The sequence below is a fragment of the Microbacterium sp. AG157 genome, from assembly GCF_003385695.1.
Taxonomy (GTDB): domain Bacteria; phylum Actinomycetota; class Actinomycetes; order Actinomycetales; family Microbacteriaceae; genus Microbacterium; species Microbacterium testaceum.
The window spans coordinates 662,355-676,845 of record NZ_QRDK01000002.1 but is presented as its reverse complement, the minus strand read 5'-3'; the positions used below and the strand labels follow the sequence as shown (position 1 = coordinate 676,845).

Sequence of the window (14,491 nt, the reverse complement as noted above, 5' to 3'; positions counted from 1 at the left end):
GCCCTCATCCTGCCGCTCAGCGCGGTCCGCCGCCGCCGAACCCGCCGAGCCAGAACGTCTGGCGTTCGACGGTGTAGGACGACAGGTCCTTCTGCGAATCGAGCGACTGCTGAGCGTTCTCGGCCTGCTCGTGCGTGCGGCGCGGACCGAAGAGGTAATCGCGTAGCCGCGCGAGCTTCGACATCTTCTTCGTCATGCTGACTCCGATCGTCGGTAGCCCTCCACGCTATGTGAGATCGATCTCGCGGTCCACCCGTCTCGGCGCGCAGACACGGGCATAGGCTGACGCCATGCTCTTCGATACCCCCGTCCGGCTCGGCGTGCAGATCCAGCCGCAGCACGTGCAGTATTCCGACATCCGCGACGCCGTCCTCCGTCTGGAAGAGATGGGCGTCGACGTCCTGTTCAATTGGGACCACTTCTATCCCCTCTACGGTGACCCCGAGGGCGAGCACTTCGAGTCGTGGACCATGCTCTCCGCCTGGGCCGAGCAGACCGAGCGCGTCGAGTTCGGCGCCCTCGTCAACTGCAACAGCTACCGCAATCCCGATCTGCAGGCCGACATGGCCCGCACCGTCGACCACATCAGCAAGAAGGGCGGCGACACGGGTCGCTTCATCTTCGGCACCGGCTCGGGCTGGTTCCAGCGCGATTACGACGAGTACGGCTACGACTTCGGCACCGCCGGTTCGCGGCTGAACGCCCTGGCGACCGACCTCGACCGGGTCGTCGCGCGGTGGGGCAAGCTCAACCCGGCACCCACCCGCAGAATCCCCGTCATGATCGGCGGCAAGGGCGAGCAGAAGACGCTGCGCATCGTCGCGCGTCACGCCGACATCTGGCACAGCTTCGTCACCCCCGATGAGCTGCCGCACAAGTTCGGGGTGATCGAGAAGTGGGCCGAGGCCGAGCAGCGCGACCTGTCGGGCCTCGTCGTCTCGAACGAGTTGAAGGATCGTGACGAAGACGTCGCCGACGCCCTCTACGACGCCGGCACGCGCCTGTTCACCCTCGGCTTCGGCGGTCCGGACTGGGACTACTCGCTCGTCGAGCGCTGGCTGCGCTGGCGCGACGGCAAGAACGCGTGACGACGACGGCGCCCCGGCGATGTCGGGGCGCCGTCGCGGTCACGGTGTGAACTGCGCGCCCCCGGACGTCCCCGTCCAGTTCTTCGCGGCCTCGCCCTGGTAGTACGCGCTCTCGCTCTGGTGGTTCAGCGACCGCCGCGCGTCTTCGGACTGCTCGTGTGCGGGCGCTCCGAGGAAGTACTCGCGGATGCGGCCCAGGATCGACACTTTCTTCGCCATGATGACTCCGATCGTCGGGTCGTTCAGGCTACGGGGTACGGCGGCGGTCGTCTACCGCCCTCGAACCCCCGCTCGCGGAGACCCCCGCGCGTAGGCTGATCGGGTGACCGTCTCCGAGCTCTTCGATCCCACGGAATGGACCCTGGCGCCCGGCGCCGCGGACTACACCGACATCACCGCCCACGTGACGCACGATGGGCGCGTCGCGCGCATCGCATTCGACCGGCCCGAGGTGCGCAACGCCTTCCGGCCGCACACCGTCGACGAGCTGTACCGCGCCCTCGACATCGCTCGCCAGGACCACCGCATCGGGGTCGTCCTGCTCACCGGCAACGGCCCCAGCGCGAAGGACGGCGGGTGGGCGTTCTGCTCCGGTGGCGACCAGCGCATCCGTGGTCGAGACGGCTACAAGTACTCGACCGACGAGACCACCGTGCACGACCCGGGTCGCGCCGGACGCCTGCACATCCTCGAGGTGCAGCGTCTCATCCGCTTCATGCCCAAGGTCGTCATCGCGGTCGTCCCCGGGTGGGCTGCGGGCGGCGGGCACTCGCTCAACGTCGTCTGCGACCTGTCGATCGCAAGTGCCGAACACGGTCGGTTCAAGCAGACGGATGCCGACGTCGGCTCGTTCGACGCCGGGTATGGCTCGGCGTACTTCGCGCGCCAGATCGGGCAGAAATTCGCGCGCGAGATCTTCTTCCTCGCCGAGGAGTATTCGGCCGAGCGCGCCTACGAGATGGGCGCGGTCAACCGCGTCGTACCCCACGCCGAGCTCGAGCGGGAGGCCCTGTCGATGGCGCGGACGATCCTGACGAAGTCGCCCACCGCGATCCGCATGCTGAAGTACGCCTTCAACGCCGTCGACGACGGACTTGTGGGCCAGCAGCTCTTCGCCGGAGAGGCCACCCGTCTCGCCTACGGCACCGACGAGGCCGCCGAGGGGCGCGATTCGTTCCTCGAGAAGCGCGACCCCGACTGGTCCGACGTGCCGTGGCACTACTGACCGGCGAGGTCGTCGCGTGAGGCTCGAGGCGCCGGCATCCGACGATCCGCGCGACGTGGTGCGCTCTCTGCGTGCGGCCGTCCTCGGTGCGGGGCCGGCCGTGGCCCTCGGCGGCGCGGGGCTTCTCGGCGACGTGCCACCGGGCACCGCCGTGGTCGTGACCACCTCGGGCTCGACGGGTGTGCCGAAGTCGGTCGTCATCAGCCGCAACGCCCTCATCAGCAGCGCGTACGCCACGGCCGCCCGCATCGGGGAGGGCGCGTGGCTGCTCGCGGTCCCGGCGACCTACGTCGCGGGTGTCCAGGTGATCGTGCGGGCACTCCTCGCCGATCGCGAGCCCGCGGTCGTCGCCGGGCCCTTCCGGCCGGAGCCGTTCGCCGCCGCGGCCCTCGGTATGGCCTCGCACCTCGACGGCGCCCGCGTCCCCCGTTACACCTCGCTCGTCCCCGCGCAATTGCAGAGACTGTTGGATGCCGCCGAGCACGACGCCACCGTCGCCCAGGCGCTGCGTTCGTTCGAGGCGATCCTCATCGGGGGGCAGGCACTCGCTCCCTCGGTGCGGGAGCGGGCCGAGGCAGCCGGGGCGCGCGTGGTGCGCACCTACGGCTCGAGTGAGACCAGCGGCGGCTGCGTGTACGACGGCGTTCCCCTCGACGGCGTCGGCATGGCGATCGTCGACGGCGAGGTGCGCTTGTCGGGTCCGACTCTGGCCGAGGGCTACCTCGGCGATCCCGAGCGCACGGCGTCCGTGTTCCCTCGCGCCGACGGCACGCGCTGGTACCGCACCGGCGACGGTGGTCAGATCGACGACGGCGTGCTGCACGTCACCGGTCGCCTCGACAACGTGATCGTCTCGGGAGGGGTGAACGTCTCGCTCGACCGGGTCGAGGCCGCTGTGCGCGGCATCCCGGGTCTGGAATCCGCCGTCGTCGTACCGATCCCGGATGCCGCCTGGGGCCAGGGATCGGCCGTGGTGGTGCCGGGGATCGCGGCGTCTCGAGAACGGGATCTGCTCGCCGTGATCCGCGAGGTCGTCGGTACGGCCGTCGGAGCGCCCGCGCGGCCGGCGTGCGTCGTCGCGGTCGACGAGCTCCCGACGCTGCGATCGGGCAAGCCCGATCGTGCGATGCTGCGGCGCCTCGTCGGCGAGGGCGGGCAGAACCCGCGGGATTAGACTGACCCTTCGTGGCAGCCCAGTCTCGCAAGCGTCCGAACACCGCCAAGAAGCGTCGTCCCGGCGGAAACCCGCAGAGGGCGAAGAGCGGTGCTCCCCGAGCCGTCGCCCCGGCGACCGCGCGCGACTGGATCGCCGCCGCACGCCTGCGCACCCTGCCGCTGGCCATCACCCCCGTGCTCATCGGAACCGGTGCGGCCACCCTCGTCGACGACGATCTCCACTGGGTCATCGCTCTCGCGTGCCTGGCCGTCGCCTTCGCCCTGCAGATCGGCGTGAACTACGCGAACGACTTCTCCGACGGCATCCGCGGCACCGACGATGTGCGTGTCGGGCCGGGGCGTCTGACCGGCGGCAAGAAGGCGAAGCCGCGAACGGTGTTGCTCGTCGCCCTGGCGTTCTTCGCGCTCGCCGCGATCATCGGTCTCGCGCTCGTGATCCGCACGGGGCAGTGGTGGCTCCTCCCGGTGGGCGCCGTCTGCATCGTCGCGGCGTGGTTCTACACCGGCGGTAAGCGCCCGTACGGCTACAACGCGATGGGCGAGATCTTCGTCTTCGTCTTCTTCGGTCTCGTCGCCACCCTCGGGACGACGTGGCTGCAGGTGCTGTCGCTGCCGCAGGAGGCCTGGTTCGGTGCGGTCTCGGCGGGTCTTCTGGCGTGCGCCGTGCTGCTGGCCAACAATCTGCGCGACATCGAGCAGGACCGTCTCGCGGGCAAGCGCACGCTCTCGGTGCTCATCGGGCGCCGCGCGACGCAGGTGATCTTCACGGTCTTCGTGCTCGTGCCGTTCGGGATCGCGGCGTTCCTGGCGCAGGTCTACCCGGTCGCGTGGCTGGAGGCAATCCCTCTGCTCGGTGGTCTCGCCGCGATTCTCATCGTGTGGACCTACCGTGCCCCGCGAGAGCTGATCACGGCGTTGCAGGTGACGAGCTTCACCTCGGTCGCGTACGGCGCGGTCCTGTTCGGGGCGTTCGCGGTCTGACGGCGCTTCGCGCGAAGCGGCCCTCGGGCGTCAGCGCGAGAACCGGCCCGTCGACACCTTCGAGGGGCGGCGATCAGCCGCGCGAAGCCTCGCCCGCCGCGCTCGGGTCCTCGGCGACGTCGCTGCGCGTGGCATCTACCACCGCATCTTCGGCGTCGGCGTCGGTCTGAGCACCGGTCCGGCGACCGGTGGCGGTGCGCTGCGCACGACGCTCGGCGAGACCGCCGGTGACCTTGTCGAGCGGACGACGCAGGAACAGCGTCGACAGGCTCAAGCCGATCAGAGCGGCGAAGATGGCGGCGAGCCAGGGCAGTTCCTGGAACACCGGGAACAGCAGCAGGATCCCGAGGGGCACGAGGAAGGCGAGCAATCGCAGCACTGTGTAGACGAGGGCCGAACGAGCGCGCATACCGTCATTCTACGGCGGGCGCTTCTGCGGCGATCCCGGGTGGTTCGAGCGTGGAAGACCGCGCGCCGGCTCCGGGCCCCTGCCCAGCCGGCGCACGTAGAATCAGGTCATGGCACGGTTGCTTCTCATCCTGGCGCTCGTGGCGACCGTCTTCTGGGTCTACACGATCGTGGACTGCGCCGTGCAGAGCCCCTCTCGCCATCGCGGCGTCAACAAGCCCGCGTGGCTGGCGATCGTGATCCTTCTGCCCGTGCTCGGCGGCATCCTGTGGTTCGCCATCGGTCGGGGCCGTGCGACCCAGGCGGTCGTGCGACGCGCCCCCGACGACGACCCCGAGTTCCTCGGTCGCATGACCGCGTCGGCGCGCGCCGAGCAGGACGAGCGCATCCGCCGTCTCGAAGAGGAGCTGGCGCAGCTCGACTCCGAAGCCGACGACCCGCAGCCCCCGAAGAAGACGACCGACCCGGACGACACCCCCGGCAAGGGTGACGACGACACCCGCGGTCAGCGCGGCGCCGTCGGCTGAGTCGTGGTCCTCGACAACGCGCGCGCGGCCGCGCCGGCGACGGACGCGGCCGCCGCCCTCCTGGCAGGTCTCGTCTCCCGCGGCGTCCGTCACATCGTCGTGAGCCCGGGTTCCCGATCCCAGGCCCTGGCGCTCGTCGCCGCCGAGCTCGAACGCCAGGGACTCGTTCACCTGCACGTACGCATCGACGAGCGTGTCGCCGGCTTCACCGCCCTGGGCATCGGGCGTGAGACCGGGATGCCGGCGGTCGTCGTCTGCACCTCCGGCACCGCCGTGGCCAACCTCGTGCCGGCCGCCCTCGAGGCGCATCACGCCGGGGTACCCCTCCTGCTGCTCACCGCCGATCGGCCGCCCGAACTGCGCGGGGTCGGCGCGAACCAGACCACGCGGCAGCCCGGGCTGTTCCGCTCCGCCGTCCGCCTCGAAGCCGACCTGGCGGTCCCCACGGTCACCGACGACGACGCGAGCTCTGCGCAGACCGCCGAGCTCGATGCCGTGGCGGCTTCCGCGCTCGCCGCGGCGCGGGGTCAGGGTGCGCGGGCCGCGGGTCCCGTGCACCTGAACGTCCCGTTCCGCGAGCCGCTCGCGGGGGCGGCTCCGTCGTGGGTGGCGGAGCGGGCGGCATCCGGAGCCCGTCCCGCCGGAGAGAACGTCGACGGCTCCGGAGCGCTCTACCAGGGCGGCGGGGGCATCGGCGAAGCCGACGTGGCGCCCGAGGCCGAGGCGGCGTACGTGGTCGAGCCCGGGCCGCGAACGGTTGTCGTCGCGGGCGCCGATGCGGGGGCCGCCGCGGAGCAGTTCGCCCACGACGGGGGCTTCCCCCTGATCGCCGAGATCGTCAGCGGCTCGCGCTTCGGTCGGCAGATCGTGCACGGATACCGCGCGCTCGTGAACGCCCCCGAACTCGGCGGACGCATCGAACGCGCGGTCGTGTTCGGTCGGCCCACGCTCAGTCGCGAGGTCACCCGGTTGCTGATGCGCGACGACGTCGAGGTGATCGCGGTGCGCGGACCGGGTGAACCGGTGAATCTGAACGGTTCCACCCTCGCCGTCGACGCCGTCCGCGCAGGCGTGGGCGAGGGCGACCGCGCGTGGCTGGGGGAGTGGATGCGTGCCTCGCGCGCCCGGGCCGTCGACCTCTCGCCGCCCGCCCCCGACGCCGACGGACTCGCCTCCGTCGTCCCTCACGAGCGGCTCGGGGCGATCAACGCCGAGGTCGAGGTCATGCGCGCGCCCCTCGATCGCCCCGCGCTGGTCGACGCGCTCTGGCGCGCGACCTGGCCCCACGACCGCCTCGTGTTCGGTTCGTCGCGCATCGTGCGTGTCGCCGACGAGCTGCTCGGCGGCAAGAAGGTCGCCGTGCACTCCAACCGCGGGCTCGCCGGCATCGACGGAACCATCGCCACGGCCACGGGGGTCGCCCTGGCCAGCCAGGTCGAGGAGCGCCCCGGTGTGACGCGCCTGCTGCTCGGCGACCTCGCCTTCCTGCACGATGTGGGCGCGCTGATGCTGCCCCCCGGCGAGACCGAACCGCGCCTACAGGTCGTCGTCGGGAACGACGGTGGCGGCACGATCTTCGACGGTCTCGAGGTGGCGACGGTCGCGGGCGACGATGCCATGGCGCGTGTGCAGTACACGCCGCACACGGCCCGCCTCGAGCAGCTCGCCCTCGCCTTCGGGTGGGAGTATCACCGCTGCGTCACCCGCGTCGCCCTCGACCAGGTGCTCACCGCCCCTACCGGCGGCCGGCAGCTGATCGAGGTCCCCCTCCCGCGCTGAATCCGGGCCGTCAACGGGTGGCGATGATCCCGGATGCCGCGGCAGCATGAGCCTATGAGCTCGAAGAATCGCTGGTCCACGCCCGCCGCCGACGCCCTGCGGGTGGAGCCCGGGTTCCGCCTCGTCGACATCGACCCCCGCTCGACGCCCGGCTACGACGGCGACAAGAACGACGGCCGAGCCGACCTCGAGGCGGGCCGTGCACCGCTCGAGGGACTGCAGGAGCGTCTCTTCGCGCAGAGCGTCGCAGGCACCGCCACGGGTTCGGTGCTGCTCGTGCTGCAGGCGATGGACACCGCGGGTAAGGGCGGGATCGTGCGGCACGTCGTCGGAGCGGTCGACCCGCAGGGCGTGGAGCTCGCCTCGTTCAAGAAGCCCACCGCCGAAGAGCTCGAGCACGACTTCCTCTGGCGCATCGAGAAGCGGTTGCCGGATGCCGGTCGCCTCGGCGTCTTCGACCGGTCGCACTACGAGGACGTGCTGATCGGTCGGGTGCGCGAACTCGCCCCGCGCGACGAGATCGAACGCCGTTACGGCGCCATCGTGTCGTTCGAGGCGCGGGCGGCCGACATGGGCATCCGCGTCGTCAAGGTCATGCTGCACATCTCGAAGGACGAGCAGCGCGAGCGCCTGGGCGAGCGTCTCGAGCGTCCCGACAAGCACTGGAAGTACAACCCGTCCGACGTCGACGAGCGAAAGCTCTGGGACGCCTACATGGATGCATACCAGGTCGCGATCGAGCGGACGTCGACGCCGATCGCTCCCTGGCACGTCGTTCCGGCGGATCGCAAGTGGTACGCCCGCCTCGCCGTCCAGCAACTGCTGATCGACGCCCTCGAAGACATCGACCCGCGGTGGCCCGCGGCCGACTACGACGTCGAGGTCGAGAAGGAGCGGCTCGCGAACTCGTGAGTCAGGCGAGTGCCTCGACGATCGGGCGGAACTTCACGCGCGTTTCGAGCAGCTCCGATTCCGGCACGCTGTCGGCGACGATGCCCGCCCCGGCGTAGGCCGTGATCGGCGCCGTGGGCGACGAGGGGGCCGCACGGTCGATCTGCGCGCACCGCAGGGCGATCGCCCACTCGCCGTCGCCCGAGGCGGCGGTCCAGCCGACCGCCCCGGCGTAGCGGCCGCGGTCGAAGGGCTCGAGGCGGCGGATGACGTCCATGGCGACGGCGGTGGGCGTACCCGCCACGGCGGCAGTGGGGTGCAGGACCGAGAGCAGGTCGAGGGAAGACGCATCCTCGCTCAGCTCGCCCTCGACGTCGGTGGCGAGGTGCCAGACGTTCGGAAGCTTGAGCGTGAAGGGTTCGTCGGCGGCGGCGAGAGCCGAGGTGTGGGGGGCGAGGGCCTTGAGCACACTCTGCACGGCGAACCGGTGCTCGTCCTGGTCCTTCGTGCTCCGCGTGAGACCCACGGATGCCGCGACGTCGGCGTCGGCGTCGCCGCCGCGCGCCACCGTGCCCGCGAGGACGCGCGCGGTGACGGTTCCGCCCGAGACGGTGACGAGGGTCTCGGGGCTTGCGCCGATCAGGCCGTCGACGGCGAAGACCCAGCAGTCCGGGTAGCCCTCGAGAAGGGAGCGCACCAGGCGACGCAGGTCGGAGCCGGCGGGAACCGTGCCGGTGATGTCGCGCGCCAGCACCACCTTTCCCACCTCGCGACGGCCGATGGCCTCGATGGCCTGGCGGACGGCATCCTGGTACTTCTCCGCCGTCTGCCTCCCGGGGCCGAGCGTGGCGGACCAGTGCGGACCGAAGGGGGATCGGGGCGGGAGCTCGGGTTCGGGCTCGTCGGGGGTGTCGTCGAAGGCGAGGCGGGTCACCCAGGCGCGACCGCTGTGCCGGCCGACGATCATCCCGGGGACGCGCAGGACGTTCTCGCGCTCGGACTGGGGGTCGAACACGAACGATCCGAAGGCGACCAGGCCGGTACCCGGGAGCTGGACGGGATCGTCGACCTCCGCGGCGGCGGCGATCGCACGCCAGCGCTCCGACGCGGTGGCATCCCCCGGCTGCTCCCCGGTGTAGCGCAGGGTGAGGAGGTCGCCGAAGGCGGCGAGCGACTCGCCGCGGCGACTCCAGAAGAGGGGGTCGTAGGGGGTCGTGTACGCCAGGACATCGTCCATGGGGGGCAGCTCGCGCGTGATCACGCGCAGGCGCGGCACGACGTCTTCCGCGGGTTCCAGCACGTCTTTCAGCGTAGACCCGCGTTCGGCGGGCCGGAGGGACGCGGCACCGGGATGCTTCGGCGTTGAGCGAGACGCGGGCGTCCGCGCGCGTTTTAGACTCCGGACATGGATCCTCGACCCGAGCCCGGCACCCGCCTGATGTTCGAGTGGCGCAAGTGGGACGGCTCGCCGCACTGGGTGCAGGACAGTGTCTACCTCGGTTCCGACGAGTGGGGCGAGTGGTTCGGCCAGCAGGTGGGATGGCGGAGTGCTCGGCCGGGGGCCGAGTTCGTGTGTCGTCAACCGAACGTCACGCTGGTCCCGGCGACGGGTGACTGGGCCTTCACCCACAACGCCGACCCGCACCCGGTGGCCGTCTACATCGACCTGGGATGGGACGTGCGCTGGCACGATGACGGCGTGCCCCGCGGCATCGACATGGATCTCGACGTCGTCCGCCGCACCGACGAGCGCGGCACGTGGATCGACGACCGCGACGAGTGGGACGAGCACCGCGTGCGGTACGGCTACCCGGCGGAGATCGTCGCGCACCTCGAGGCGACGGCCCTCGACCTGGAACGCCGGGTGCTCTCGCGCGAGGCGCCGTTCTCCGACGCCGTGACGGGCCCCTGGCTCGAACGTCTCGCCGCGCTGGCAACCCCCGAAGACCCCTCGACGGCACGCGCCTAGACTCGACGGGTGAGCAGCGAACCCAACCGCGCCGACCTCGGCAAAGATCCGCAGCGCGTCAGCGGCATGTTCGACCAGGTGGCGGCAGCGTACGACCGCACCAACTCCGTGCTGAGCCTCGGCAACGACCGTCTCTGGCGCGTCGCCACGCTGCGCGCCGTCGCGCCGCAGCGGGGGGAGCGCATCCTCGACCTGGCGGCCGGTACCGGGACCTCGTCGATGGCGTTCGTGCCGAGTGGAGCGCACGTCGTTGCCGCCGATTTCTCGCGCGGCATGATCGAAGAGGGGCGTCGCCGTCACGGTGACGTGCCGAACCTCGAGTTCGTGCAGGCCGACGCCACCGACCTCCCCTTCGCCGACGGGGAGTTCGACGCCGTGACGATGTCGTTCGGGCTCCGCAACGTCATCGACCCGCGTCGGGCGCTCCGCGAGTTGCGGCGCGTCACGCGCCCCGGCGGGCGCATCGTGGTGTGCGAGTTCTCGCACCCGCCGTCCCGCGCGTTCAACGGGCTCTACCGCTTCTACAACGATCGCGTGCTCCCGATCGTCGCGAAGGCCGTGAGCTCCAACGCCGAAGCCTACGACTACCTCAACGAGTCGATCCGCGATTGGCCCGACCAGCCGACGCTCGCCGCGTGGATGAGGGATGCCGGGTGGGACGACGTGGCCTACCGCAACCTCACCTTCGGCATCGTCGCGCTGCACCGCGGCATCCGCTCCGCTTCCTAACCCCTGTGAACCGTCGAGAAACCGTCGGCGGGCCCTCAGCGCGCCAGGATAGGCTGAAACCGTGACCCCGAGACCGCCCGCGGCCGGCACCCGCCTGTCGGGCAAGCTGGGCCTGAGTGACCGCATCTTCGCCGGCCTGCGTTCGCGCACCCTGCTCTCCACCGTCGAGGCGGGTCTCGCGCGCGTCGAGACCGAGCTCGAGGGCGAGGTCCGCAGCGCCGACAAGCTCGCCGACGTCACCGCGCGCTACCTCTACGAGGCCGGCGGCAAGCGGGTGCGGCCCATGCTCGCGATCCTCACCGCTCAGCTCGGTCAGGGAACGACGAAAGAGGTCGTCGAGGTGGCCACGGCCCTCGAGCTGACCCACCTCGGTTCGCTGTACCACGACGACGTGATGGACGGTGCCGACAAACGCCGCGGGGTGCCGAGCGCGCAGACGGTGTGGGGCAACAACATCGCCATCCTCACCGGCGACCTCCTCTTCGCCCGTGCCAGCCAGCTCATGGCCCGCCGCGGGGAGCGCGCGATCCAGCTGCAGGCCGACACCTTCGAGCGTCTCGTCCTCGGCCAGATGCACGAGACCGTGGGCCCGCAAGAGGGCGACGAGCCCGTCGACTTCTACCTCAAGGTGCTTGCGGACAAGACGGGGTCGCTGATCGCGGCCGCCGCGCAGTCGGGGGTCATCTACTCCGGTGCGCCGGAGGAGTTCGAGCAGCCCATGGTCGTCTTCGGCGAGAAGGCCGGTGTGGCCTTCCAACTGCTCGACGACGTGATCGACCTGTCGCCCGACCCCTCCGAGACGGGCAAGGTGCCCGGCACCGACCTGCGCGCGGGCGTGCCCACCATGCCGTACCTGTTGCTCGGGCACCGCTCTGACGCGGCATCCGCCGATCTTCGCGCGCGCATCGACGAGGGCCAGCAGCGCATCGCCGCCGGAGCCGACCCCTCGGTGCTCGACGGCCCGCTGGCCGAGTTGCGCGAACACGACACCACCCACGAGACGCTGCGCCTCGCGCACCAGTGGTCGCAAGAGGCGATCGACTCCCTCGCGCCGCTGCCCGACGGCGCCGTGCGCGAGGCGCTGACGCGCTTCGCCCGCGCGGTCGCCGATCGCTCGGCCTGACCCCCCCTTTCCACCCCCCCCCGATCGCGATCGAGAGGAACCCATGACGAAGCTGCGCCTGGCCATCGTCGGAGCCGGCCCCGCCGGCATCTACGCCGCCGACATCCTGCTGAAGTCCGAGCGTCAGTTCGACGTGTCGATCGACCTGTTCGAGCAGCTGCCCGCGCCGTACGGTCTCGTCCGCTACGGCGTCGCTCCCGACCACCCGCGCATCAAGGGCGTCGTCACGGCGCTGCGCGAGGTGCTCGACCGCGGAGACATCCGCATCTTCGGCAATGTGCGCTTCGGCGAGGACATCACCCTCGACGACCTCAAGCAGCACTACAACGCCGTCATCTTCTCGACCGGCGCCATCCGCGACGCCGACCTCGACATCCCCGGCATCGACGCCGACGGCTCCTACGGCGCCGCCGACTTCGTCAGCTGGTTCGACGGCCACCCCGACGTGCCGCGCGAGTGGCCCCTCGAGGCGGAGTCGGTCGCGGTGATCGGCAACGGAAACGTGGCGCTCGACGTGACCCGCATGCTGGCCAAGCACGCCGACGACCTCCTGCCCACCGAAGTGCCCGACAACGTGTACCAGGGGCTCAAGGCCTCGCCCGTCACCGACGTGCACGTCTTCGGCCGTCGCGGTCCGGCGCAGGTGAAGTTCACGCCGCTCGAGCTGCGCGAATTGGGCGAGCTGCGCGACGTCGACATGGTCGTGTACGACGAGGACTTCGACTACGACGAGGCGTCGCTCGCCGCGATCCAGACCAACAAGCAGGTCAAGGTCATCGACCGCGTCCTGCAGCAGTGGCGCACCCGCCCGGGCGTGAACAACGCCGGCGGAGAGGCGTCGCGCCGTCTGCACCTGCACTTCTGGGCGAAGCCCGTCGAGGTCGTGAAGGATGCCGGGGGCCGCGTCGCCGCGTTCCGGTACGAGCGCACGAAGCCCGACGCCGAGGGCGGTGTCGTCGGCACCGGCGAGATCCGCGAGGTACCCATCCAGGCGCTGTATCGCGCGGTCGGCTACTTCGGATCGCCGCTGACGGGCGTCCCCTTCGACGAGCAGCACGGCGTCATCCCGAACCACGAGGGTCAGGTGCTGTCCGCCGACTCGAACGAGCGGATCCCCGGCGTCTACGCCACCGGCTGGATCAAGCGCGGCCCCGTCGGCCTCATCGGACACACCAAGTCGGATGCCATGGAGACGGTGCGCCACGTCATCAACGACGCGAGTGAGTGGTGGCAGCCCGCGCACCCCGAAGAAGACGCGATCCCGGCCCTGCTCGAGCAGCGTGGTGTGCGCTGGACCGACCTCGAGGGCTGGCACCGCCTCGACGAGCACGAGATGGCCTTGGGTGCGCCGCACGAGCGTGCGCGCATCAAGGTGGTTCCGCGCGACGAGATGATCGCGATCTCGCGCGGCGAGTAGACCTCTCGATCGAACCGCCCCGTCTTCGGACGGGGCGGTTCGCGTTCGTCTTACGGGCCGCGTGTGCGCAACTCCTGAGACATGGCGCCGAGAACGACGCCAACCGCCCTGTCGAGTCCGCTGGGCGGTGCGCCTCAGGAGTTCGATGCGGCTTCGGCAGCCCGTCGTGTGCGCGAAGCGCCCGCCGTAGGCTGGCGCGATGGGGGAGTGGCATCCGGATATCCTCGGCGACGGGTTCGAACAGCAGACTCTGCCGCTCGGAAGCGATACCGAGGGCGAGGTCGTCGCCACCCTCGTGCGCTCGCGTCCCCACCCCGGTGCCCGTCTGTTCGGCGAATTGCGTGAGACCGACGTGCTGTACGTGCACGGGTGGTCGGACTACTTCTTCCAGGCCGATCTCGCCCGGTTCTTCACCGATCGCGGTGCCCGCTTCTGCGCCCTGGACCTGCGCAAGTACGGCCGGAGTCTGCGACCCGGTCAGACCCCGGGCTACGTTGCGGCGCTCGACGTGTACGACGCCGACATCGAGGCAGCCCTGGATGCCATGGGCACCAAGAGCGCGGGGCGGCGCCTCCTGCTGCTCGGACACAGCACCGGCGGTCTCACGCTGACCCTCTGGGCGGCTCGGCATCCGGGTGTCGCCGATGCCCTCGTGCTCAACAGCCCGTGGCTCGAGCTGCAGCTGGGTCCGCTCGGTCGCCAGGCTCTCGCCCCGATCGTGAACGCGCGCGCTCGCTTCGACCCGCTCGGCACGCATCCGGTCGTCGACCTCGGCTTCTACACGCGCGCCCAGCGCGAGCTGGGCACCCTCCCCGACGGTCCCGAGGGGTGGCGCCCGGCCCAGGGGTTCCCGACCCATCCCGGCTGGCTCGCCGCGATCATCGCGGGTCATGCGCGGGTGGCATCCGGGGTCGATGTGGGGTGCCCGACGCTGGTGCTGCTGTCGGCCCGATCGACGGTGACGCTCGGATGGAGCGACGCGATGCGCGAGACCGACTCGGTGCTCGTGGTCGACGACATCGCGCGCGCCGCCACCCGCATCGCCCGCACCGTCACCATCTCGCGCATCGAAGGGGCGGTGCACGACGTGTTCCTGTCGGCGCCGGCCGCGCGCGCCGCGGCCTTCGACGCGCTCGGATCCTGGGTGGGACGGATAGCGTAGAACGCGATCGAAGGAG

The 14,491-nt window shown here is 70.9% G+C and carries 16 protein-coding genes; 12 read left to right on the top strand and 4 right to left on the bottom strand.

The genetic code is table 11. The features are described from left to right. Window positions 1-16 precede the first annotated feature (16 nt). Complete coding sequence (locus DEU35_RS09050; protein ID WP_116239287.1) at window positions 17-196, bottom strand: hypothetical protein; 180 nt, start codon at window positions 194-196, stop codon at window positions 17-19. A 94-nt stretch (window positions 197-290) separates the two neighbouring features. Here DEU35_RS09050 and DEU35_RS09045 point away from each other — a divergent pair, with 94 nt between their 5' ends. Next, window positions 291-1,088, top strand: coding sequence for an LLM class F420-dependent oxidoreductase (locus DEU35_RS09045; protein WP_103205867.1), 798 nt, complete (start codon window positions 291-293; stop codon window positions 1,086-1,088). 39 nt (window positions 1,089-1,127) lie between these two features. Here the strand turns inward: DEU35_RS09045 and DEU35_RS09040 are convergent, their stop codons facing one another. Continuing rightward, window positions 1,128-1,307 (bottom strand): hypothetical protein, encoded by a 180-nt coding sequence (locus DEU35_RS09040; protein ID WP_116239286.1) that lies wholly within the window; start codon window positions 1,305-1,307, stop codon window positions 1,128-1,130. A gap of 103 nt (window positions 1,308-1,410) precedes the next feature. On the opposite strand from DEU35_RS09040, the gene DEU35_RS09035 reads away from it, so the two are divergent. Genes DEU35_RS09035 through DEU35_RS09025 form a run of 3 tightly spaced genes read left to right on the top strand, consistent with a single transcriptional unit; the run spans window position 1,411 to window position 4,470 of the window. Next, window positions 1,411-2,313 (top strand): 1,4-dihydroxy-2-naphthoyl-CoA synthase, encoded by a 903-nt coding sequence (locus tag DEU35_RS09035; protein WP_103205869.1) that lies wholly within the window; start codon window positions 1,411-1,413, stop codon window positions 2,311-2,313. A gap of 16 nt (window positions 2,314-2,329) precedes the next feature. Then, window positions 2,330-3,487, top strand: coding sequence for an AMP-binding protein (locus DEU35_RS09030; protein WP_116239285.1), 1,158 nt, complete (start codon window positions 2,330-2,332; stop codon window positions 3,485-3,487). Between the two features lie 11 nt (window positions 3,488-3,498). Next, the gene (locus DEU35_RS09025; RefSeq protein WP_103205871.1) at window positions 3,499-4,470 is read left to right on the top strand and encodes a 1,4-dihydroxy-2-naphthoate polyprenyltransferase; all 972 of its coding nucleotides are present in this window, start codon (window positions 3,499-3,501) and stop codon (window positions 4,468-4,470) included. Window positions 4,471-4,543: 73 nt separating this feature from the next. Here DEU35_RS09025 and DEU35_RS09020 read toward each other — a convergent pair whose 3' ends face one another. Further along, window positions 4,544-4,879, bottom strand: coding sequence for a DUF4229 domain-containing protein (locus tag DEU35_RS09020; RefSeq protein WP_103205872.1), 336 nt, complete (start codon window positions 4,877-4,879; stop codon window positions 4,544-4,546). Window positions 4,880-4,988: 109 nt separating this feature from the next. Here DEU35_RS09020 and DEU35_RS09015 point away from each other — a divergent pair, with 109 nt between their 5' ends. From DEU35_RS09015 to DEU35_RS09005, 3 genes are read left to right on the top strand one after another with little or no spacing between them, the layout of a single operon-like run. Beyond that, on the top strand, window positions 4,989-5,405 hold the full coding sequence (locus tag DEU35_RS09015; protein WP_116239284.1) for a PLD nuclease N-terminal domain-containing protein: 417 nt from the start codon (window positions 4,989-4,991) through the stop codon (window positions 5,403-5,405). Between the two features lie 3 nt (window positions 5,406-5,408). After that, window positions 5,409-7,184, top strand: coding sequence for a 2-succinyl-5-enolpyruvyl-6-hydroxy-3-cyclohexene-1-carboxylic-acid synthase (gene menD / locus DEU35_RS09010; RefSeq protein ID WP_116239283.1), 1,776 nt, complete (start codon window positions 5,409-5,411; stop codon window positions 7,182-7,184). Between the two features lie 54 nt (window positions 7,185-7,238). Further along, the gene (locus DEU35_RS09005) at window positions 7,239-8,096 is read left to right on the top strand and encodes a polyphosphate kinase 2 family protein (protein WP_116239282.1); all 858 of its coding nucleotides are present in this window, start codon (window positions 7,239-7,241) and stop codon (window positions 8,094-8,096) included. Window position 8,097: 1 nt separating this feature from the next. On the opposite strand, the gene DEU35_RS09000 is transcribed toward DEU35_RS09005, so the two are convergent. Beyond that, window positions 8,098-9,312, bottom strand: a complete 1,215-nt coding sequence (locus tag DEU35_RS09000) for an isochorismate synthase MenF (RefSeq protein WP_103206412.1) — start codon at window positions 9,310-9,312, stop codon at window positions 8,098-8,100. Window positions 9,313-9,480: 168 nt separating this feature from the next. On the opposite strand from DEU35_RS09000, the gene DEU35_RS08995 reads away from it, so the two are divergent. The 5 genes from DEU35_RS08995 to DEU35_RS08975 all read left to right on the top strand — a co-directional run bounded on the left by DEU35_RS08995 (window position 9,481) and on the right by DEU35_RS08975 (window position 14,475). After that, entirely contained in the window at window positions 9,481-10,044 is a 564-nt protein-coding gene (locus DEU35_RS08995; protein ID WP_116239281.1) for a DUF402 domain-containing protein, read from the top strand. 9 nt (window positions 10,045-10,053) lie between these two features. Continuing rightward, the gene (locus DEU35_RS08990; protein ID WP_116239280.1) at window positions 10,054-10,773 is read left to right on the top strand and encodes a demethylmenaquinone methyltransferase; all 720 of its coding nucleotides are present in this window, start codon (window positions 10,054-10,056) and stop codon (window positions 10,771-10,773) included. A gap of 61 nt (window positions 10,774-10,834) precedes the next feature. After that, a complete protein-coding gene (locus DEU35_RS08985) occupies window positions 10,835-11,896 on the top strand; it encodes a polyprenyl synthetase family protein (RefSeq protein WP_116239279.1) in 1,062 nt (353 codons plus the stop codon). Between the two features lie 43 nt (window positions 11,897-11,939). After that, complete coding sequence (locus DEU35_RS08980; RefSeq protein ID WP_116239278.1) at window positions 11,940-13,313, top strand: FAD-dependent oxidoreductase; 1,374 nt, start codon at window positions 11,940-11,942, stop codon at window positions 13,311-13,313. Window positions 13,314-13,512: 199 nt separating this feature from the next. Further along, complete coding sequence (locus tag DEU35_RS08975) at window positions 13,513-14,475, top strand: alpha/beta hydrolase (protein WP_116239277.1); 963 nt, start codon at window positions 13,513-13,515, stop codon at window positions 14,473-14,475. The last annotated feature ends 16 nt before the right edge of the window (window positions 14,476-14,491 follow it).

Coding starts and splice junctions, on each gene's coding strand:
- DEU35_RS09050 (WP_116239287.1), bottom strand. CDS start 196: ATGACGAAGAAGATGTCGAAGCTCGCGCGGCTACGCGATTACCTCTTC.
- DEU35_RS09045 (WP_103205867.1), top strand. CDS start 291: ATGCTCTTCGATACCCCCGTCCGGCTCGGCGTGCAGATCCAGCCGCAG.
- DEU35_RS09040 (WP_116239286.1), bottom strand. CDS start 1,307: ATGGCGAAGAAAGTGTCGATCCTGGGCCGCATCCGCGAGTACTTCCTC.
- DEU35_RS09020 (WP_103205872.1), bottom strand. CDS start 4,879: ATGCGCGCTCGTTCGGCCCTCGTCTACACAGTGCTGCGATTGCTCGCC.
- DEU35_RS09015 (WP_116239284.1), top strand. CDS start 4,989: ATGGCACGGTTGCTTCTCATCCTGGCGCTCGTGGCGACCGTCTTCTGG.
- DEU35_RS09005 (WP_116239282.1), top strand. CDS start 7,239: ATGAGCTCGAAGAATCGCTGGTCCACGCCCGCCGCCGACGCCCTGCGG.
- DEU35_RS09000 (WP_103206412.1), bottom strand. CDS start 9,312: ATGGACGATGTCCTGGCGTACACGACCCCCTACGACCCCCTCTTCTGG.
- DEU35_RS08995 (WP_116239281.1), top strand. CDS start 9,481: ATGGATCCTCGACCCGAGCCCGGCACCCGCCTGATGTTCGAGTGGCGC.
- DEU35_RS08980 (WP_116239278.1), top strand. CDS start 11,940: ATGACGAAGCTGCGCCTGGCCATCGTCGGAGCCGGCCCCGCCGGCATC.
- DEU35_RS08975 (WP_116239277.1), top strand. CDS start 13,513: ATGGGGGAGTGGCATCCGGATATCCTCGGCGACGGGTTCGAACAGCAG.